The organism is Pontibacter beigongshangensis (assembly GCF_014332515.1).
Taxonomy (GTDB): domain Bacteria; phylum Bacteroidota; class Bacteroidia; order Cytophagales; family Hymenobacteraceae; genus Pontibacter; species Pontibacter beigongshangensis.
Genome location: NZ_VFSD01000026.1, coordinates 1 through 19,306, shown reverse-complemented (window position 1 = coordinate 19,306; position 19,306 = coordinate 1). Strand labels below are relative to the sequence as shown.

Sequence of the window (19,306 nt, the reverse complement as noted above, 5' to 3'; positions counted from 1 at the left end):
AGGAATTCAAAATTAGATTGTCGGCAGGGTGAGGTTTCCTTTAACTCAGAGAAGGTACTTACTTCCATGGATCAGAAGGGAAACATTCTGCCTCTATGCCTTCATTCGCGAGTTGAAAACTCGCATTATGATGAACCACGCGCTGAAAGCTCGCGGCAGAAGTATAGCGGTACGGTATTGTTTGTCTACCCATAGTCAAGCTTTTACAGGGTATGCACTCGCGTAATTCAGGCTGTGGCCGCCGCCTTGTCTGCAGCAAGCTTTTGCTGCTCATAGTCGGAGAGGGTCATGCCGAAGTAGTGCAGGTCCAGCAGTTCGTTTGTGCCGGCACCGCGGCAGTCGTTCCGAAGGGTGCCCTCCGGCCTGAAGCCAACTTCCTCCGCCAGTTCCCCTAAAAAAGCGTTTGTGTCGGTGCAGCGCAAATAGACTTTTTGCAGTGCCAGGTTTTTAAAGCCAAAGGCTGTAATGGCCTCCAAGGCCTGTAGAGCAAAGGCCCGGTTGCTTGCCCAGTCTGTAAAATACATCCCAAGTTCTGCCTTGGGTATTTTATAGTCCAGGTTTTTCAGGGTCACATCGCCTATGTAAGTATTGTCCTGTTTCAGCCATACCCCAAAATCAAACACCTTCCGGTTTTCCCAGTCAGTGCGCAATTGCTGCATTTGGGTGCGGGCATCTTCCAGCACCTTCACCCGTGCCAGGCGGTTGCCAAAAGCAGGAGTCAGGTTAGACGAGTTCTCGATCAGCACACGCATAAAATCCCGCTCATCGCCTTCCTCGTAAGGGCGCAGGATCAGTTGCCTGGTTTCGAGGCGCTCGTCAACAGCTTCTGACAGCACGTTGTGTAAATAGCTCACGATGTAGTCCTCCTTGTAAAATTATGTACAGACGGGTATTGTAATTTGTACGCTAACCAGCTAAAAACGATAGGAATATTGCCTCTAATTGAGGTGAACTAACAAAGCAAGTGCCTCATCGTAAAACTTATACACTCCTTTTGGAGGAGATGCACGAACAAACTAAGTTATAAAAACAAATGACAAAAAGACTTGAAGACAAGGTAGCTATTGTAACCGGTGGTGGCAGTGGCATAGGCGAGGCCATATGTAAAAAGTTTGCCAGCCAGGGAGCTAAAGTAGTGGTGGCAGGCTTCCCCGAAGACTCTGTGGAGGATGTGGCAAAAGAAATCACAAAGGCTGGTGGCACGGCCGTTGCCTTTACCAGCGATTTGTCGACGGAGGCCAACGCCCGTAAGTGCGTGGAGCTTACCGTGAAGGAATTTGGCAAACTCGACATCCTGATCAACAACGCAGGTGTTTTTCCGGAGGTAAACCTGCTCACCGATTATACCGAGGAGGCGTTTGACTACATGATCCGGCACAACAACAAAACCGTGTTTATAATGTGTAAGGCGGCACTGCCGGAGTTGCAGAAGACAAAGGGCAGCATCGTGACGGCAGGCTCTGAGGCTGGTATGGTGGGCATCCCGCAAAACGCGCCTTACGGTGGCACCAAAGCCTTTAACCATGCCTTTATGCGCGGGCTGGCAGTAGAGCAGGCGCAGTTTGGGGTACGCTGCAACTGTGTAGGGCCCGGCCCCATAGATACTGCCTGGACCCACGCCAGCACCGGCCCGATGGATAAGGAGATGGAAAAGACAAATAAGATCGCCACACCAATAGGCCGCTTAGGCACGCCGGAAGAGGTGGCCAATGTGTACCTCTTTCTGGCCTCCGACGAAGCCTCTTATGTAACAGGAGCGGTGTATATGGTGGATGGTGGCATTACCCTGGGCAAAGGGCCGATAGGAGAGAAGGCAGATTCCTCGATGAAGCAGGAGCCCGAAGGCGAGCTGGATTTGAAGCACACTATGGAGGGGCACACGTCTGTCAGAAAGGAAAACCAGTAATCCCTCCTTAAACTGCCAAGGCCAGCGATGTTGTGTCGCTGGCCTTGGCAGTTATTAGTTCGGCGAGGCCGTCAGGTAGGGGTAAATGTGGTGTTTTGGGCTTTTTAGTTGCTGCTGCTGCATCATTACCAGCAGGGTGTGGGCCGTTTCGTTAAAAAACTCCAGCCGCCTGATCAGCATTTCCTTCTGCAGCACCGTGCCCTGGTCGGTTTTTATGTAGGCTTTCTTATCTTCGAGCACATGGTGCATTATTTCCATGGCCTTATCTTCGTTCTCCAGAAACCACTGCTGGAAATCCTCCAGCCGCTTGGCGCCCCTGGTGGCAGAGGTAAAGTTTAGGCCATGCAGCCGCAGAACGCCAGCCAGCAAATCCACTTCCAGCGGAATGGACACGTTATAAGGCATGGTGCGCGTTTCGAGTTTGCTGTTGAAGGCCCCGATGATCTTGTTGATGTTATCTTTAAAGCTAAAAAGTAAGGCAGCCGCTTCCATAAGAAGTAAGTTTTTTTCCTGATCAGTATTTGTTGTACAAAAATACACAGATTAATGGAGTAGCCAACACCGCATATTCTTTAAGCAGAGAATTGCCGTGAGCAGCAGCAGCTATAGCAGTTCCGGAGGGGCTTTTTAATTAGAATAATTTGGTTGTTAGTTGTTTGTTGCTGATTGTTAGTAGTTAATGGGTGATGTGAGAATCATAAGATCTGAACAGAATGCTTTTCTGTTTCTCCCTCGCAATCAACAATCAACAACCAACCTACAGCAAATCCTGAATCAGCTGCTCCACCGTAACACCCTCTGCCTCGGCTTTAAAGTTTCGTACAATCCGGTGACGCAGAATCGGGAGTGCCACGGTCTGCACGTCTTCAATATCCGGGGAGTATTTGCCGTTGAGGAGGGCATTGCATTTGGCTCCCACTATAAGGTGCTGCGATGCCCTTGGGCCCGCTCCCCACTCCAGGTACTGGTTGGCCTGTGGCGAGGCATGCGGTGTGTTAGGGCGGGTTTTATGCACCAGTTTCACGGCATACTCCACTACATTGTCTACTACCGGCACGCGGCGCACCAGCTGCTGAAACGCCAGAATGTCGTCGGCATGCAGGATCTTGTTAAGTGATGTTTTAAGGGCACCGGTTGTGTTCTTTACAATCTGTAGCTCCGATTCGTAGCTGGGGTAGCCCAGCGTGATATTAAACATGAAGCGGTCCAGCTGCGCTTCCGGCAGGGGGTAAGTTCCTTCCTGCTCAATCGGGTTTTGGGTGGCCAGCACAAAAAATGGCCTCGGCAGGTCATAGCGCTTGCCGGCTACGGTTACCGAGTACTCCTGCATCGACTCCAGCAGCGCTGCCTGCGTTTTAGGAGGCGTGCGGTTTATCTCATCGGCCAGCACGATGTTGGCAAACACCGGGCCTGTCACGAACTTAAAGTTGCGGTCTTTGTCCAGTGTCTCAGCGCCTACAATGTCAGTTGGCATCAGGTCCGGGGTAAACTGCACCCGGTTAAACGTCATGTCCAAAGAGGAGGCGATTGTCTGGATAAGGAGGGTTTTGGCAAGCCCTGGAACACCCACCAGCAAGCAATGCCCCTGACAAAAAACCGCCGTAAGCACCAGCCTGACCACCTCTTCCTGTCCTACTATAACTTTTGAAATCTCTGATGTAAGTTCCCGGTATGAGCGGTATAGCGCATCGGCTGCTTCCTTGTCAGAAGAGAATTGCTTCATAAGACGTTAGCTAAGTAAAAAGACAAATTTTTTAGGGTGATCCGAAAGCGGAGCAAGGCCGAGCCTATCCTGTACTTACTGGTTTACAGCCTGAAGAATCTGGCAATTCTGGAACTCCGGATCAATCTGGATGTATACGGTGTCCAGATTCTTTTTGAACCAGGCATCCACAGCTTTTCCTCTTTTTTCCTGTATGGCAGCATTAGAGATCTTCTGATAGTCGTCGCGCAGGTTCGCCAGGTGCGGAACTGATTTCGACTTCAGATAGATAATACGTACGGCCTGCACCCCATCAGGGGTGGTAAAAGCGATCGGCTTTGATATTTCTCCTACGTTCATAGTATCGATCACAAAAAAGATGGCCGGGTCTACCTGTTCCATCGGGAAGTACGGATCGCCGGTAGCGCGGTTCGACAGCATGCCACCGTTGTCTTTCGTGTTTTTGTCGTCAGAGAATTCTTTGGCTGCCTTGGCAAATGTCATGCTGTCGTTCACGATCAAGGTGCGGATGCTATCCATCTCGGCTATAGCTTCTTCTACGTTTATGGTGGCCGTAGCTGGTTTGATCAGGATATGACGGGAGTTGAATTCCTGGCCGCGCTTCTCGATCAGCTGAATCAGGTGGAACCCAAACTGCGACTCTACTACGTTGGAGATCTGGCCCGGCTCCAGTTTCAGGGCTGTTGCCTCATACTCCGGCACCAGTTCTTTTCTTTTGAAAAAGCCGAGCTCCCCGCCATCCTGGGCAGAGCCCACATCGTCGGAGTACTGTTTGGCCAGCGTGGCAAAGTCCTCGCCGGCGAGTATGCGGGCCTTTATGTCTTCGAGCTTCTGTCGGGCAATGGCTTTCTGCTGCTTGCTTACCTGCGCATATTTCACAATCTGCCCGATCTCTACCTCACTCGAGAAGTAAGGAAGGCTGTCGGTAGGAATGGCATCAAAATAATTGCGGATCTCTTTCGGGGTAACCGTTACTTTTTCGTAGATCTGGCGCTGCATTTTAGCCACCACCAGCTGCTCTTTTATGCTGCGGCGAAGGTCGTCTTTCAGCTGTTTCAGGGTTTTGTTGTAATACTGCTCTACCCGCTCCACGCCACCGGCCTGCTGCACAATATAGTTTACCCGCTCATTCAGCTCGCCATTCACCTGCGATTCTTCCACCACTACAGAGTCGATCTCAGCGCGGGCCAGCAACAGCTTGTCCTGCACCATCGACTCCAGCAGCTGGCATTTCAGCCCTGGAGCGTCCTGTTGTTTAGACTGTGCCAGGTACTGCAGGTACGTAAACTCCAGCTCCGACCGCAGAATAATGTGGTTGTCTACCTTGGCAACAATGCCATCTATCTTCCGCTGCACAGGAGTCTGGGCAAAGGTGGTGGCAGGTGCCAGCAGGCAACAGATCAGTACAAAGACAAATCCGGCTGCTAAATTCTTTATTTTCTGGATATAAGTCATTTTATGGTATGCGCTTCTGAAATTAACGCAAAATTAACTTCTTTATTCTAAGTTTTAAGAAACTGAAGCAGGCTTATTCTGTAATGAGCTTGCTAATTTCTGACTCGTTCAAAGTAACCGGATATTTCTCCCGCAGCTGCTCAATCCATTCCTGCTCCAGGTAATTCTGGTAATCGGATGTTACCACGCCGCGTACTTCGTTTAACTCTTTGGGCTGGGGAGCCAAAATGTTATGGATGATAATGAGGTATTCACGTCCGTTCAGCTGGGTGGTATAGGAGCCTTTTTCCCATTTTACCAGGTCCAGCGCTTTATTTTCGCCTTTCTGAAACTTCTTCTCCGTGATCTGGACACTAAGCGGGTTGTCATTGTTCAGGTTTTCCGCCAGCACATTCAGGTCCGGCGAGTACAAGGTAAAAGAAACCCTCCTGTTGCGGCGTCGACCGGTTTCGGAATTGTCTGGGCCGGCCTGTTTGGTTTTTCCGAGGGCCTGGGTGCTGAGTTGGGCGGCAGACACTCCTTTTTGTGTCAGGTAAGCGCTCACGGCCTGCGCGCGTTGCTGGGCCAGCCTTTTGCTGGCGGCATCTTCGCGTGCATCGGTGTGGCCATTCACCACCAGGCTCAGGCGCGGGTTGTTTTGCAGGCGGTTTGCCAGCTCATCGAGCGCTGTTTTGGCTTCTGCGGTCAGCTCAGCTTTGCTGGCTGCAAATGCTACATCGGCTGGTTTGGCGCTCACTTCATACTTGCGGTTTGCAAGTTGCTGCTGCACCTGGGCCAGTACTTCTTTGCTGGCAGCGCTTATTACCGTAGCCTCGGCACGCTGGCCCCACTGGTATTTGTCTCTGTTTTGCTCAAAATACGCTTTCAGGCCGACCGTGTCTTCCACTGCCTTCGACCAGACTTTTTCGTCCATCAGTTGGAACAGCAGAATGCCATCGTGGTACTCCTGCACCAGCATGCGGTAGTCGGTGTGCTTGTTTTCCAGGTTCGCTTTCTCGTAGTCTAATAAGCTTTTATTTACAAAAGCATCATACAGCAGGTTCATGTGGTGGGCCGCTGATCCTTTAGAGCGGGGGCGCTGCTCCGCTTTTACGTAGGTATAAAAGTCGCTGATGGTGTATGGCTTGCCCTGGATGGTGAATAAAGTGGTATTTACAGCTTTGTCGGCCGCGTCAAACTCCCAGGTCGCTTTCAGCAGGTTATCGCTTGCTTTGCTCAGGGCCAGTTCCTTTGCGGCGGCATCTTCTGTAAAGTTGTTCTCAGTTCTGATGCGCTTCAGGAAAGCCGTTTTGTTTAGTTCAGAGCGGGAATCTTTGGCCACGCGGTTGCGCAGGTTCTGCTCCATATCCTCGTAAGGCGGTAGCCCACGCTTTTCGATGAGTTTAATGATGTGCCAGCCGTAAGGTGTGGCTACCGGCGCGGCAACCTCGCCTTCCTTTTTAAGCCTAAAGGCAACTTCCTCGAAGGTAGGGATCATGCGGCCGGTTCCGAACCAGGGCAATTCGCCGCCGTTTGCAGCCGAGTTGGCATCTTCAGAGAATTCCGCCACCAGTTTATCCCAGTTCTCGTTACGCTGCACACGCTTGTAAATAGCGTCGATGCGCTGTTTGGCGGCCAGTGAGTCGGCTTTGGGCATGCCCGGTGTGGAGCGCACCATAATGTGGGCAACTTTTACCTCGCCTTGTGCCGGCCGTACATCGTTTACTTTTATGATGTGGTAGCCGAAGCGTGTGCGCACCGGCTGTGAGATCTGGCCGGGGGTAGTTTTATAGGCAGCGTCTTCGAAGGGGTAAACCATCTGCATGGCCGTGAAGTAGCCCAGGTTGCCACCGTTTTCTACCGCAGAAGGGTCTTGTGAGTGATCGCGGGCCAGTTTGTTAAAGTCTTCGCCGGCTGTGGCTCTTTTATGGAGCTCCATGATCTTGTTATAGACAGCCAGCGTGTCCTGCGGGTCGGCTTCCGGCGAAACAGTAAGCAGGATATGGGAGGCGTTTACTTCTTTCTTCAGGCGCTCGTAGGCTTCCTGCACGAGCTTGTCCGTTACGCTTTTTTCCGTCAGGTAGGGCTGGGCAAGTTGTTCCTTATAACCCTCCAACTCCCTTTTAAAGGCGGTGGTAGTGTCGAGCCCGCGGCTCTCGGCCTCCATTACCTTCAGCTTAAAATTGGTATAGAGCTCCAGATACTCGCTCAGGCTTTCTTTGCTGTAGGCATCGTCGTTGCCGTTGTTGTTTTTGTCGTAAACGTACTTGAACTCCGACGCATAGATGGGCTGGGTGCCAAGCGTTGCTATAACAGGTTCTTGTGTGTCGTTCTTCTTGGTTGCGGTACAGCCGGCCATAAGCAGGGCTACTACCGCAACAAGTAGGGAATTGCTGCGCATAGAAAGATTTAATACAAACTTTAAAGTTAATTCCGGATTCAGGAAATGCAATTTTAGTTAATTTTTCTGACAGATGGGCTATAATCCGTCAGCATAATCTTCTTGCACCCGATTTTGTTCCGGATAACGCCGAAAGGTTTGTAAAAGTGTGGCTGGCAGCACTATTTAATTTTTTTATAGAGTAGGCAGGTGTTTTTATCGCCCAGGCTCTTGAACTCTACTTTGTCCATAATGCGGTTCACCAGGGCAAGGCCTACGCCTCCTTTTTTGCCCACCCGCACGTGCTCCTGAAGATCAGGTTCTTTGTATTCTGCACGCTTAAAGGCCAGGCCCCTGTCTGTAATCTCAAACCGAACCATGTCTCTATGCTCCGAAATCGCCAGAGAGATGTACTTGGTCGGGTCTTCGCTGTTGGCATGGATGATCAGGTTGGCGCATATTTCATCAACAGCCAGCACGATCTGGTTCATCTGGATATCTGTTAGCTCAAGCGTAAGCAGATGCTCCATGACAAAATCGCGGATAAGCTTCAGGTTTTTTTTTGTGCAGTTTACGCGAATCGAATTACTCATCTGCAATAGTCATGGCTTCCTCGTAATTAGATACGATGGTCATGAGCAGGTCCAGACCAAGTATCTCGAAAACATTGCGCACCTTGTCCTGCATATTAAAGAAAATGAGTTTAATCTGAGCGTCTTCGAAGCGTTGCAGGTGCGAGATAAACACCCCCAGGCCGGCAGACGAAATGTAATGCAGGTTTTCGCAATTAACCAGGATCTTGCTGAATTTCATTACTTCAGGGTTAGAGAGTTCTTCATCAAGGATTACGGAAGAACTGGCATCTAATTCACCATCTAAGGTGATGATAATTGTGGCGTCTTTGATTTCGTTTGTAATTTTCATCGCATTCTGTTACGTCTCAGTTAAACTGTTTGTTGGTCTGCCTTAAATTTGATAACGAGTAAGGTCTGGTCGTCATATATGGTATTGGGACCCGTAAAGGTCTGTAAATCGTTTATGATGGCATATTTTATGTCTTCGGCCTCCAGGTGGTAGCATTGCTCGAGCATGTACCGGAGCCGGTCTTCGCCGTATTCCTCATTGTTGTTCTCTGCGCCCCTCGCCTCTATAATGCCGTCGGTGTAAATCACCATCACATCGCCCGGGTTATAATCATAGAACATCTCCCGGATGTGGTTTTTGTAGCTCTGGTCGCGAATAATACCCAGGCCCAGGCCGTCTGTCTGGAAATAAAAGGTATCCTCCATCATGGCGTTGTAATAGAGCGTGTGGCAGTGGCCGGCGCGTGCAAACACAAAGCCCTTCATGCGGTAGTCTATTATATAAAGCGATGACGTAATAAAGGATGTCCGCTCCAGGCAGCGGCTCAGGGCGCTGTTGGCCTGCCGCATAAACTCGCTTGGAGCCATGTCCTGTTGCATCAGGCCATGGAAAATCCCCTTCATCTGGGCCATGTGAAAGGCAGCTGTAATACCTTTGCCGGATACGTCGCCAATAATAATCGCTATCCGCGATTCGCTCAGTTGCAGGAAGTCATAAAAGTCGCCTCCTACCTCTTTTGCCGCCACCGCGTGTGTGCTGATCTCAAACCAGCTGTCGCTCGGGAACGTCTTTGGTATCAGATTTTCCTGTACGGTACTGGCTATTTTAAGTTCCTCCTTATAGCGCTCATTTTGCAACGATTCGGCCACCAGGCGCAGGTTCTCGATAGTAAGCGTGGTCTGGTTCGTAAAAGTCTGGAGCACATTCACGGTTTCTTTGTCGAAGCCGTTCTCTATATCCTTGAGCAGGTACAACACGCCAAAGTGGTGTTTCAGCGACTTAATGGGCAGGACCACAATAGATTGCCAGGGCAGCTCCAGGTCTTTGAACCCCGGGTTGCGCTCCAGGTTGTTGTTGATGTGGTCGGTATCGTAGTTATAGGCCAGCAGCAGGTGGCGAATGCGTTCGATCTGCTCCTCGGTAATGTTGAGCATGTGCGATATTTCCTTCTCTCTGCCTTTGTCGAGCTCCAGCCAGCCGGCACTGGCCGCCGATGCCTTTACGGTGCTGTCGAAAACGGTGTCGTACACCTGCTGTTCACTCTGGCCCTGCTGGATCGACTGGCTCAGCCGCTGAAAGTTGAGCAGGTCTTCGCTTTTCTGCTCAAACACGCTGGAGGTTGGCAGGCTGAAGAGCGACACCAGAAAGGCTGCCAGTCCATACAGGCCCACGAACAGCATCACCAACAACAGAAAGCCAACGTCGGTATAGTCGGCGGCCAGCTCCGGGTGGCTCTGAAATTTATAAAAGAACCACTTAAAAATATACCAGCTAAGCAAAATGGCGCCGAGCAGCACCAGCGACCGGCTCTTTTTGTTAAAATTGAGGTAGGCTACCCACTTTAGGTTGGTGCAAAGAAACAAAATGTAAAAGACGAGCAACGCCAGCAGGGGCAGAAATATGTAGCTGGTGTAGTCGAAATTGAGGAGAGTAAGCAGCAGCGTGCCGTACAAGAGCAGCTCGAACCAGTCCCAGGCGACCTGGAGAAACCGGTTTTTGTGGTAGAGCAGGAGCTGCCGCCAGATATAGAGCCCTTTGCCCAGAAAAACTACAAGCAGGCCAAAAAAAGTGTGGTAGACCATGTGCAGCAACAGATTGGATTTAAGGTTGATGAAATCTGTGGAGAGCACGAAGCCTATGTAAATGGCCAGGGCAATGTAGGCGCCAATGGCAGCTCTCAGGAAGAAATTCCAGAGATAGCCGGTAAAGTCGCCTTTTTTGAGTTTGAGTACGTTGATGCGCTGATAAAAAAATACAGAGATGATAAAGATTATCAGCAGGATGTTATGGATAAAGGGCAATAAGGGCTCGGTGTATTCCCGTTGCTGGAGGCTTTCGGCAGTGAGCAGCAGGTTAGCTAATAGCAGCGCCCAACTGATAACAGCTGTAGTGATCAGCAAAAGTTCCGTGTTTGTTTTATTTAGCATAAAACGGAAAACCGTGTTTTGTTTTAGCTGCGACAGAGTTTGGATATTAGGAGTGTTTGAATATGGGAAAGGTAAGAAAAATTTTCTCTCTTTTGCCAAGATGCCCCCGATGAGTTTTTAAATTGACACCCTGCATAACGTATTTTTTTGGCAGGAGGTTAGATATAGGGCAAAATTTATATTATAAGCAGCCCCTATATTAAGGGTAGTGGGCAGATGGACAGGTAGAAATCTGGAATGAAGAATCTGCTTTTATGGCCTTTCTGGCAGCATTTTCTTCTGTTCAGGATCCCTGAGTTGCTGAAATTCTTACGACAGTTTTACGAATGTGTCTTCCACGGCTTTTTTTTCCGCCTCCTGGCACTGCCCGTTACCATCCTGGGAAAGCCGACGGAGCAACTTTTCCGGGATGGTTACGGGCAGTAAACAGAATGACAGAATTTGTGACTGCTTACCTGAATAGTGGCTGCAAAACAGAAAACCAGCCAAAAGAAGTCAGTTGGCTATGCATACTATAGCGCCGACAGGCTGCCTGCTCTGTTGCAGGCTTCTGCTACCTGTGCCTAGCGGCTGTAGTTAGGAGCCTCACGCATAATCTGCACGTCGTGCGGATGGCTTTCGCGAAGGCCTGCTCCGGAGATCCTCACCATTTTAGCCTCTTGCAAGGCCTCTATGGTTGGCGTGCCGCAGTAGCCCATGCCTGCTTTTAAGCCGCCTACCAGTTGGTAAAGCACCTCGGCCACATTTCCCTTAAAAGGAACCTGGCCCACTATGCCTTCCGGCACCAGCTTTTTCACGTCTACCTCATTGCTCTGGAAATAGCGGTCTTTAGAGCCTTCTTCCATGGCCTCTACAGAGCCCATGCCACGGTAAGCCTTAAACTTGCGTCCTTCATAGATAATCATCTCGCCGGGAGCTTCTTCGGTGCCAGCCAGCAGTGAGCCGATCATAATCGAGCTGGCTCCTCCTGCCAGGGCCTTTACCACATCGCCCGAGAATTTAATGCCACCGTCTGCAATTACGGGCACATCTGTTCCGGCAAGGCCTCGTGCAGCTTCCATTACCGCCGACAGCTGCGGAACGCCAATACCGGCAATTACGCGGGTGGTGCAGATACTGCCCGGTCCTACCCCAACTTTCACGGCGTCGGCTCCGGCATCGGCCAGGGCTTTGGCTCCTTCGGCTGTGGCTACGTTTCCGGCTATCAGGTCCAGGTCAGGGAATCTGGTTTTAATTTCGCGCACTTTGTCGATCACGCCTTTAGAGTGGCCGTGGGCCGTGTCTATGCTGATCACGTCTACACCGGCATCGGTCAGTGCCTTTATGCGGTCCATCACATCTGGTGTTACACCCACGGCAGCGCCCACACGCAGGCGGCCGAACTCGTCTTTGCAGGCGAAGGGGCGATCCTTCTTTTTCAGGATATCCTTATAGGTGATCAGGCCTGCAAGCTTGCCGTGCTCATCCACTACCGGCAGCTTTTCGATTTTGTATTGCTGCAGAATAACTTCGGCTTTGGCCAGATCGGTTCCTTTTTCGGCTGTCACCAGGTTTTTTCTGGTCATGATGGCCGATACAGGCTGAGTCAGGTCTTTTTCGAAGCGCAGGTCGCGGTTAGTGATAATGCCTGTCAGCTTTCCTTCGCTGTCGATAATCGGGATGCCGCCAATCTTGTTCTCGATCATGATGCGCACGGCATCGCCAAGGGTGGCGGTTTGCTCCAGCGTGATCGGGTCCAGAATCATGCCGCTCTCAGAACGCTTTACTTTGCGCACTTGGGCCGCCTGCTTCTTGATAGACATGTTCTTGTGTATAAAACCGATGCCGCCTTCCTGCGCCATGGCAATAGCCAGGTCAGCTTCCGTTACCGTGTCCATAGCGGCCGAAAGAAGCGGAATGTTTATCCTGATATTGCGCGTCAGGCGTGTAGAAGTGTCAGTATCTTTGGGGAGCACCTCGGAGTAAGCCGGGAGCAGAAGCACGTCATCGTAGGTGAGCGCTTCGAATAGAATTTTAGACTGATCAGAGATCATGGCAAATAATTTAGGGGTCCTTATTTGCCGCGTAAAACTACAAAATGCTTTTTAAAATAGAAAGAGTTTTCGTAAGATAGACAGGTGAAATATTGAAAAAGTAGAAATTTGTTTGCCTCCGGATGGTGCTCAATAGGAAGGCGAGCAGCAGCAGAACGCTCTGGAGGGCCTTTTTCATTGGAATAATTGCTTTTTGTTCCTCTTACCAGTTCTGGGCCTTTCAGCTTTTTAACTTAATAGATATTCATCTCCGGGTCTATTTCGGTGGCCCAGGCGTGGATGCCGCCTTTCAGGTTGAGGAGGTTTTCGTAGCCGTAGCGCTGGCTGAGGTAATTAATGGCCTGGGCACTCCGGAAGCCATGGTGGCAGATCATCACCACCGGCACGTCCTGGCGGATGCGGCCAATCTGCTTGGGCAGCTCCCCCAGCGGTATCAGGTCGCCGCCCAGGTTGCATATCCCGAACTCTACAGGCTCGCGTACATCCACCAGCTGCAGCTCCCCCTGGTTTGCCATTCGTGTCTTCAAATCCTGTACAGTAATCTCTTTCATGATCGTGATGCTTGCGTTAGAATAACGTAATTTTGGGACTTAAAATTGGATTCGCAAACTTAGCAGCTGATTATCGTAATTTCACGGGTCCTTAATTTATTTGATGGATTTTTCAATCTTTTCTCTTTTGACGGCCGCTGCCCCTGAGCCTGCAAGTTTTGCGCAGGTCTGGCAGCAGTTCGTAGCGGGCATGCGCCAAACCACCCTGCTGGAGTATATAGCCGTGGTGGCAGGTATTGCCAGTGTGTGGTATTCTAAAAAGGAGAATATCCTGGTGTTTCCGGTAGGGCTGGTGAGCACCAGTATTTATGTGTACCTGAGCTTTAAGTTCGATCTTATTGGGGAGGCCAGCGTCAATATCTACTACTCCATCCTGAGCCTTTACGGCTGGGCGCTGTGGGCCAGAAAAGACCAGGCCGATGCGCCTGTGCTGCATATCACCTTCTCCTCTAAAAAGCAGCTGCTGCAGCAACTGGGCTTTTTCGGCTTGCTCTACGGGCTCATCTATTTCTGCCTGGTATACCTGCGCGATGCCTTTTATCCGGGCGTTATTCCGTGGGCCGATGCCCTTGCCAGTGCCACGGCCTATACCGGCATGTGGCTCATGGCCCGGAAGAAGGTAGAGAGTTGGTACTGGTGGATAGGCACCAACGTGGCCTCGGTGCCGCTTTATTTCGTGAAGGGCCTGGTGTTTACGTCGGTGTTCTTTATCGTGCTGCTGCTCATGGCTTTTGCCGGACTGGCCGCCTGGAAAAGGAAGGCCCTAGAGCCGGCGGCAGCCATTGCCCGGACCTGAACAAACGTGCCTGGGGCTACCTTTCTGGCAGATCTCTGGTGTGGGCCTACATCGCGAATAGCTGCCCCTGGGTAAGCCGAACTGCTGAACCTGGCAAAAGCGGCCCAACTGCGGGTATGTTTCTTATCTTTAAGTAGTTATATTGTTTGTAAAGCCTGTCCAGTTCCTGCATAAGCCACCTCAGCCGCCTGAAAACAAGTTTCTGAGAGGTGTGCAGCGATAGCAGGAGGCAGGAGGCACTTTCCGGAAACCAGAATTTATTATATTCAGGAAAGGCAATCCATAGAGGGGCAGCTTACGTACATGTGGTATAGGCTCAACAGAGAATAATTGTTTGAGAACTCGCGTTACAACTTGTGGAACCCCTAAACATGCAAAAAATGAAGCAGCGGAAGTTAGTATTACCCGAAGAGTTGAAGTATGTGAATCGGCTGAAATGGGGCTATGAATCGCCCGACGAAAGCCCAAAGCGAGTGTATTTTAGGCAGTATGGCGACAAAAGGCCAAAAGAGTTGAATGTTTATAATTTCTATGGATACAGTTTTTCCGAAAATTGATTTTTACTTACAAATTGATGCAGGAGCTGTAAGTCTGAGACGGACTTACAGCTCTTTTTTTAGAAGGCTATCAGGCCAATACACGAGAAGAAAATCCCAATCCGAAGAATCATAAACAGCAGTTTTACAGTTTGTTGCCTCATTTATGTAGAGGAACTTTCAGGATACCCCGCTGCTTCTTCTTCTCTTCCTGATGTTTAACCCCGTATGGAGCATCGTGGTGGCAGAACTTTGCCTATCTTTACCTGGTATTCCTTTCACTTTTTCCCATTACTTTTGCCACGGCATGCTCAAAATTTCAGTTACCGGCCCTGAGTCTACCGGCAAGTCTACCATCTCCGAAAAGCTGGCGCAGCATTACCAAACGGTCTGGGTGCCGGAGTATGCCCGCAGCTACCTCAGCAACCTGAGCAGGCCTTATACCCTGGCCGATATAGAAGCCATTGCCAGGGGGCAGCTGCGGCAGGAGGCGGAGCTGGCGCAAAAAGCCAACACCCTGCTCTTTGCCGATACCGACCTGTTGGTGCTGAAAATCTGGAGCGAAAACGCCTTTGGCCACTGCCCCGCCTGGATTCTGGAGAAACTGGAGCAGCAGCCCTACAACCTTTACTTGCTTATGGGCGTTGATCTGCCCTGGGAGCCGGATCCGCAGCGCGAGCACCCGCACCTGCGGCAGTACTTCTACGACCTGTACAAAAAGGAGCTGCAGCGCCTGCAGGCGCCTTTTGTAGAAATTTCGGGCCTGCAGGAAGACCGTTTCCGGATGGCCCTGCCACACATAGATGCTATACTAAAAGAACATAACTAACACTTGGTGCCTTATGCTACACTATCTTCAAAATGACCATTACAGAATCGGCGTCGAGAGCAAAGGCGCTGAACTCAGCCATTTCATAAAGCTCGACGAGCAGCTGGAGCTGATCTGGCAGGGCGACCCCGCCATCTGGCCCGGCCGTGCTCCCAACCTTTTCCCGATTGTGGGCTCAGTGCCTGGCGACCAGTACGAGGTAAACGGCCAGACCTACCAGCTAAAGCGCCACGGATTTGCCCGGCACAAGGAGTTTGAGCTGGTGGAGGAGCACGAAGACAAACTGGTGTTCCAATTGAAGCAGGACGAAGAAACGCTGGCGCAATACCCGTTTAAGTTCACCCTGCTGGTGGCCTACAAACTCAGCGGCAGCAAACTCGACACTACCTACCTGGTCCGCAACGACGACAGCGAGGGGTTATATTTTTCCGTGGGCGGCCATACCGGCTTTAACGTGCCCCTGTACCCGCAGGAGCAGTACACCGATTACTTCATCGAGTTTGAGCAGGAAGAGACCCTGAGCCGCTACCTCCAGAACGAGCGCGGCCTGCTCACCGGCGACACCAGGCGGGTGCTGGAGCAGGAGCGCGTGCTGCCCCTGCACCACGACCTGTTTCAGGAGGATGCCGTAATCTTTAAAAGTCCAAAATCAAGTAAGGTGCAGCTGGCCAGCCATAAAAACCCGCTCCGTATCGAGCTTACCTTCGAGGGGTTTCCGTACCTGCTCATCTGGGCAAAAGCCAATGCGGCGCCTTTTGTGTGCATAGAGCCCTGGTGCGGCATTACGAGCACCGAAGGCGACACCGGCAAGCTGGACGAAAAAGAAGGCATGCAGTACCTGGGCCCCAAACTGGTATTCGAAAGAACCTTCGGCATAGAGGTGCTGTAACAGGCCAGGGCTTTCCAGCGCTTAAACCCTCTGGAGGGCTGTTTTGATTAGAATAATTTGAAACAAAGGTTCAATAAAAAACCCGGTTGAGGTCATCAGCCGGGTTTTTAAGTTTGTAGTCATTGCAAAGAAGGCTCCGGAAACTTAGGAACCTTGATTCTTCGAAGGTCATATTCAGGTTCAAAATCATTTATAGGTAATGATATGCCTGGTGGGAGGTCCAAGTCGGGAAGGTCATCGCCAATTGGCTCACCTCCATCATCATCATTGTCCGGAGATGGTGGCGTGTCAAATTTCTTATGTGGCGAGAACGCATAATATGCCAGTATCGACAACAAGGCAAAGGTATAAAGCAGACTGATCATCATCACGTTTCAACTTAAGAAAATAAAAAAATCGCAAACAAACCGCTTCTGCACCACCTGATTAGAGCGCTCCGGTTTGTGTGCCTGTTTATTGATTAAGAACGTACTTTAGGGCTAAGTGGTTTTTATCTTTACTTAAAAAATATAGCTGTTGTCCCCTTGCTATAGTTATACTTCCACTTATTATAGGAAGGGGGGGCTTTGCTTTACCCGAAATAAGGACGTACCTTTGTGGCAGTTTAGGGGTGCCTTATAGTTTACGGGCTGAGATCATACCCATTGAACCTGATCCGGGTAATGCCGGCGAAGGGAAAACGGAGGAAAACTAAAGAGTAGGTGGCTAACCCCTGGCCAACCTGATGTTTTACCTATTTCTACCATTCTTAAAATGAAGTACCTTCTTGTTGCCTTGGCAGTAGTTCTATTGCCATCGCAGTTGCTTGCCCAGTTTAAGCTGAGCGGGCACGTAGCCAACGCTGTGCAGGGCGAAGCCTTGCCCGGAGCCACCATCCTGCTTAAAGGCGCCGCAAACACCGCCGCCGCCACCGACCAAAATGGCTATTACGAGTTCGCCAACCTTCCGTCAGGGGCCACCTACACGGTTGTGATCAGCTTTCTGGGGTTTGAACCGCTGGAACGGCAGGTAAGGCTAACGGCAAACCACCGGCTGGACGTACAATTAAACCCGAAGAGCGTGCGAACCTCCGAAGTAGTGGTGACCGCCACCAGGGCTACCGAAAAAACAGGCACCACCTACACCAACGTAAGCAAAGAGGAGATTGCCGAGCGCAATTTCGGGCAGGACCTGCCTTACCTGCTCGACCAGACCCCGTCGGTAGTCGTTAACTCAGATGCCGGCGCTGGCGTGGGCTACACCGGCATCCGCATTCGGGGTTCCGACATTACCCGCATCAACGTTACCGTGAATGGCATCCCGATTAACGATGCCGAGAGCCATGGGGCCTTCTTTGTGAATATGCCCGATCTGGGAAGCTCTGTGCAGGATGTGCAGGTGCAGCGGGGGGTGGGAACATCTACCAACGGAGCGGCAGCTTTTGGGGCCAGTATTAACATGAGTACGCTGGGGCTAAGAAGAAAAGCGTATGCCGAGGCACTCAACACTTACGGCTCCTATAACACATGGCGTCATAGCCTTTCGTTTGGCTCCGGCCTCCTCAACAACAAGTTCACCGTAGATGCCCGTCTCTCCAAGATCTCTTCGGATGGTTACGTAGACCGGGCCTTCTCCGACCTGAAATCTTATTACCTGGCAGCCGGTTACCATGGCAAAACCAGCACCCTGAAATTTGTGACCTTCTCGGGTGTGGAGCAGACTTACCAGGCCTGGAACGGCGTGCCGCAGGAGATGCTGGCCACCAACCGCACCTACAACTCCCTTACCTACGAAAACGAGACCGACAACTACCAGCAGGACCACTACCAGCTGCACTACTCCAAAACGCTGGGCGGCAACTTCGATTTTGGCGGGGCCTTGCACTTCACCAGAGGCAGAGGCTACTACGAGCAATACCGCGCCAACCGACGCTTCTCGAGCTACAACATTGCGCCAGTCGTGATTGGCGATACCACCATTACCCGCTCAGACCTGATTCAGCGCAAATGGCTCGATAACTATTTCTATGGGGCTACCTATGCCCTCAACTACTACTCTACCGACAGCAGGCTGGTAACAACCGTTGGCGGAGGCCTGAACAAATACCATGGCGACCACTTTGGCGAAGTAATTTGGGCAAAATTTGCCTCCACGAGCAGCATCCGGCACCGGTATTACGACAACAACGCAACCAAGACAGACTTTAACATCTTCGCCAAAACCACTTACCAGCTGAGCCAGCGGTTCGGGCTGTTCGGCGACCTGCAGTACCGCACCATCGGCTACAGCATAGATGGCCTCGACGACGACAGGCGCGACGTGACCCAGGAGGCAAATTTTGCTTTCTTCAACCCGAAGGCGGGTGTAACCTATGCGCTCACCGACAACCAGACGTTCTATACCTCGCTTGCAGTAGGTAACCGAGAACCAGTGCGCAGCGATTTCACAGACCAGTCGGAGGTAGACAGGGAGCGGGGAACCAGGCCACAGGCGGAGCGTATGGTGAACCTGGAGACTGGCTACCGCCTGCGTGGTGCCACAGGTGGCACAGATGCCAATGCGCCGGCTTACCGCTACTCCCTCGATGCCAACCTGTTTTACATGGATTACCAGAACCAACTGGTGCTGACGGGGCAGCTCAATGATGTGGGCAACGGCCTCAGAACAAACATCAAAGACAGCTACAGAGCAGGTATAGAGCTGGCTGGTGCCTTTAGTGTGAACGATTTTGTTGAGTTCCGCAGCAACCTGACCCTGAGCCGCAACAAGATCCAAAACTACATCGAAACAGTTTATATTTACGACGAAGATTATAATGTAGAAGGCATGGTGGAAAATGAGTACGAGGAGACGGATATTTCCTTCTCACCGGCCGTTATTTCTGCCCATTCCATAGAGGTGCAGCCGGTGCGTGGCCTGAAGGCGGCCCTGCTCTACAAGACGGTAGGCAAGCAGTACCTCGACAATACCTCCAGCGACGATCGCAGCATAGCCGCCTACCAGGTGCTGGACCTGCGCCTGCGCTACACGCTACGCCCGGCCTTTATGCGCGAAGTAGAGGTGGCGCTGCTGGTAAATAACCTGCTCAACAAAAAGTACGAAGCCAACGGCTACACCTGGAGCGAAATGTACGCCGGAGACCCCGGCCGTTACGACTACAACCATTACTACCCGCAAGCCACCCGAAATTTCCTGCTCTCGCTTGGCGTTAAGTTTTAATGTGGATAAGCTACTGTAAC

16 protein-coding genes and 1 riboswitch are annotated in these 19,306 nt (G+C 51.2%); of the genes, 5 read left to right on the top strand and 11 right to left on the bottom strand.

The window, feature by feature from the left end:
- Window positions 1-227: 227 nt before the first annotated feature.
- Entirely contained in the window at window positions 228-854 is a 627-nt protein-coding gene (locus FJM74_RS18690) for a GNAT family N-acetyltransferase (RefSeq protein ID WP_187264167.1), read from the bottom strand.
- A gap of 179 nt (window positions 855-1,033) precedes the next feature.
- On the opposite strand from FJM74_RS18690, the gene FJM74_RS18685 reads away from it, so the two are divergent.
- Window positions 1,034-1,906 (top strand): SDR family NAD(P)-dependent oxidoreductase, encoded by an 873-nt coding sequence (locus FJM74_RS18685; protein WP_187264166.1) that lies wholly within the window; start codon window positions 1,034-1,036, stop codon window positions 1,904-1,906.
- Between the two features lie 54 nt (window positions 1,907-1,960).
- Here the strand turns inward: FJM74_RS18685 and FJM74_RS18680 are convergent, their stop codons facing one another.
- From FJM74_RS18680 to FJM74_RS18640, 9 genes are all read right to left on the bottom strand, one after another.
- Window positions 1,961-2,398, bottom strand: coding sequence for a hypothetical protein (locus tag FJM74_RS18680; protein WP_187264165.1), 438 nt, complete (start codon window positions 2,396-2,398; stop codon window positions 1,961-1,963).
- Between the two features lie 265 nt (window positions 2,399-2,663).
- A complete protein-coding gene (locus FJM74_RS18675) occupies window positions 2,664-3,629 on the bottom strand; it encodes an AAA family ATPase (RefSeq protein WP_187264164.1) in 966 nt (321 codons plus the stop codon).
- Window positions 3,630-3,704: 75 nt separating this feature from the next.
- Complete coding sequence (locus FJM74_RS18670; RefSeq protein ID WP_187264163.1) at window positions 3,705-5,084, bottom strand: peptidylprolyl isomerase; 1,380 nt, start codon at window positions 5,082-5,084, stop codon at window positions 3,705-3,707.
- A gap of 73 nt (window positions 5,085-5,157) precedes the next feature.
- Complete coding sequence (locus tag FJM74_RS18665) at window positions 5,158-7,464, bottom strand: peptidylprolyl isomerase (protein WP_187264162.1); 2,307 nt, start codon at window positions 7,462-7,464, stop codon at window positions 5,158-5,160.
- 161 nt (window positions 7,465-7,625) lie between these two features.
- Window positions 7,626-8,036, bottom strand: a complete 411-nt coding sequence (locus FJM74_RS18660; RefSeq protein WP_187264161.1) for an ATP-binding protein — start codon at window positions 8,034-8,036, stop codon at window positions 7,626-7,628.
- Window positions 8,029-8,367, bottom strand: a complete 339-nt coding sequence (locus FJM74_RS18655) for an STAS domain-containing protein (RefSeq protein WP_187264160.1) — start codon at window positions 8,365-8,367, stop codon at window positions 8,029-8,031. The genes FJM74_RS18660 and FJM74_RS18655 overlap by 8 nt, the downstream gene beginning before the upstream one ends.
- A gap of 20 nt (window positions 8,368-8,387) precedes the next feature.
- Window positions 8,388-10,454, bottom strand: a complete 2,067-nt coding sequence (locus FJM74_RS18650; RefSeq protein WP_241739248.1) for a GAF domain-containing SpoIIE family protein phosphatase — start codon at window positions 10,452-10,454, stop codon at window positions 8,388-8,390.
- Between the two features lie 563 nt (window positions 10,455-11,017).
- Window positions 11,018-12,487: an IMP dehydrogenase gene (gene guaB / locus FJM74_RS18645; RefSeq protein WP_187264158.1), complete on the bottom strand. Its 1,470-nt coding sequence runs from the start codon at window positions 12,485-12,487 to the stop codon at window positions 11,018-11,020.
- A 233-nt stretch (window positions 12,488-12,720) separates the two neighbouring features.
- Window positions 12,721-13,038: a rhodanese-like domain-containing protein gene (locus FJM74_RS18640; protein WP_187264157.1), complete on the bottom strand. Its 318-nt coding sequence runs from the start codon at window positions 13,036-13,038 to the stop codon at window positions 12,721-12,723.
- Window positions 13,039-13,141: 103 nt separating this feature from the next.
- Between FJM74_RS18640 and pnuC the strand changes: the two genes are divergently transcribed.
- The 3 genes from pnuC to FJM74_RS18625 all read left to right on the top strand — a co-directional run bounded on the left by pnuC (window position 13,142) and on the right by FJM74_RS18625 (window position 16,088).
- Window positions 13,142-13,834 carry a nicotinamide riboside transporter PnuC gene (pnuC, locus tag FJM74_RS18635; protein WP_187264156.1) on the top strand — a complete coding sequence of 231 codons (693 nt, stop codon included), beginning with the start codon at window positions 13,142-13,144 and terminating at the stop codon, window positions 13,832-13,834.
- 843 nt (window positions 13,835-14,677) lie between these two features.
- A complete protein-coding gene (locus FJM74_RS18630) occupies window positions 14,678-15,199 on the top strand; it encodes an AAA family ATPase (protein WP_187264155.1) in 522 nt (173 codons plus the stop codon).
- A gap of 13 nt (window positions 15,200-15,212) precedes the next feature.
- Window positions 15,213-16,088 carry an aldose 1-epimerase family protein gene (locus FJM74_RS18625; RefSeq protein ID WP_187264154.1) on the top strand — a complete coding sequence of 292 codons (876 nt, stop codon included), beginning with the start codon at window positions 15,213-15,215 and terminating at the stop codon, window positions 16,086-16,088.
- A 119-nt stretch (window positions 16,089-16,207) separates the two neighbouring features.
- Here the strand turns inward: FJM74_RS18625 and FJM74_RS18620 are convergent, their stop codons facing one another.
- Entirely contained in the window at window positions 16,208-16,456 is a 249-nt protein-coding gene (locus FJM74_RS18620; RefSeq protein ID WP_187264247.1) for a hypothetical protein, read from the bottom strand.
- A gap of 228 nt (window positions 16,457-16,684) precedes the next feature.
- Window positions 16,685-16,782: riboswitch (TPP riboswitch) on the top strand.
- Between the two features lie 59 nt (window positions 16,783-16,841).
- Between FJM74_RS18620 and FJM74_RS18615 the strand changes: the two genes are divergently transcribed.
- On the top strand, window positions 16,842-19,286 hold the full coding sequence (locus tag FJM74_RS18615) for a TonB-dependent receptor (RefSeq protein ID WP_187264153.1): 2,445 nt from the start codon (window positions 16,842-16,844) through the stop codon (window positions 19,284-19,286).
- The last annotated feature ends 20 nt before the right edge of the window (window positions 19,287-19,306 follow it).

Coding starts and splice junctions, on each gene's coding strand:
- FJM74_RS18685 (WP_187264166.1), top strand. CDS start 1,034: ATGACAAAAAGACTTGAAGACAAGGTAGCTATTGTAACCGGTGGTGGC.
- FJM74_RS18680 (WP_187264165.1), bottom strand. CDS start 2,398: ATGGAAGCGGCTGCCTTACTTTTTAGCTTTAAAGATAACATCAACAAG.
- FJM74_RS18675 (WP_187264164.1), bottom strand. CDS start 3,629: ATGAAGCAATTCTCTTCTGACAAGGAAGCAGCCGATGCGCTATACCGC.
- FJM74_RS18670 (WP_187264163.1), bottom strand. CDS start 5,084: ATGACTTATATCCAGAAAATAAAGAATTTAGCAGCCGGATTTGTCTTT.
- FJM74_RS18665 (WP_187264162.1), bottom strand. CDS start 7,464: ATGCGCAGCAATTCCCTACTTGTTGCGGTAGTAGCCCTGCTTATGGCC.
- FJM74_RS18660 (WP_187264161.1), bottom strand. CDS start 8,036: ATGAGTAATTCGATTCGCGTAAACTGCACAAAAAAAAACCTGAAGCTT.
- FJM74_RS18655 (WP_187264160.1), bottom strand. CDS start 8,367: ATGAAAATTACAAACGAAATCAAAGACGCCACAATTATCATCACCTTA.
- FJM74_RS18650 (WP_241739248.1), bottom strand. CDS start 10,454: ATGCTAAATAAAACAAACACGGAACTTTTGCTGATCACTACAGCTGTT.
- guaB (WP_187264158.1), bottom strand. CDS start 12,487: ATGATCTCTGATCAGTCTAAAATTCTATTCGAAGCGCTCACCTACGAT.
- FJM74_RS18640 (WP_187264157.1), bottom strand. CDS start 13,038: ATGAAAGAGATTACTGTACAGGATTTGAAGACACGAATGGCAAACCAG.
- pnuC (WP_187264156.1), top strand. CDS start 13,142: ATGGATTTTTCAATCTTTTCTCTTTTGACGGCCGCTGCCCCTGAGCCT.
- FJM74_RS18630 (WP_187264155.1), top strand. CDS start 14,678: ATGCTCAAAATTTCAGTTACCGGCCCTGAGTCTACCGGCAAGTCTACC.
- FJM74_RS18625 (WP_187264154.1), top strand. CDS start 15,213: ATGCTACACTATCTTCAAAATGACCATTACAGAATCGGCGTCGAGAGC.
- FJM74_RS18620 (WP_187264247.1), bottom strand. CDS start 16,456: ATGATGATCAGTCTGCTTTATACCTTTGCCTTGTTGTCGATACTGGCA.
- FJM74_RS18615 (WP_187264153.1), top strand. CDS start 16,842: ATGAAGTACCTTCTTGTTGCCTTGGCAGTAGTTCTATTGCCATCGCAG.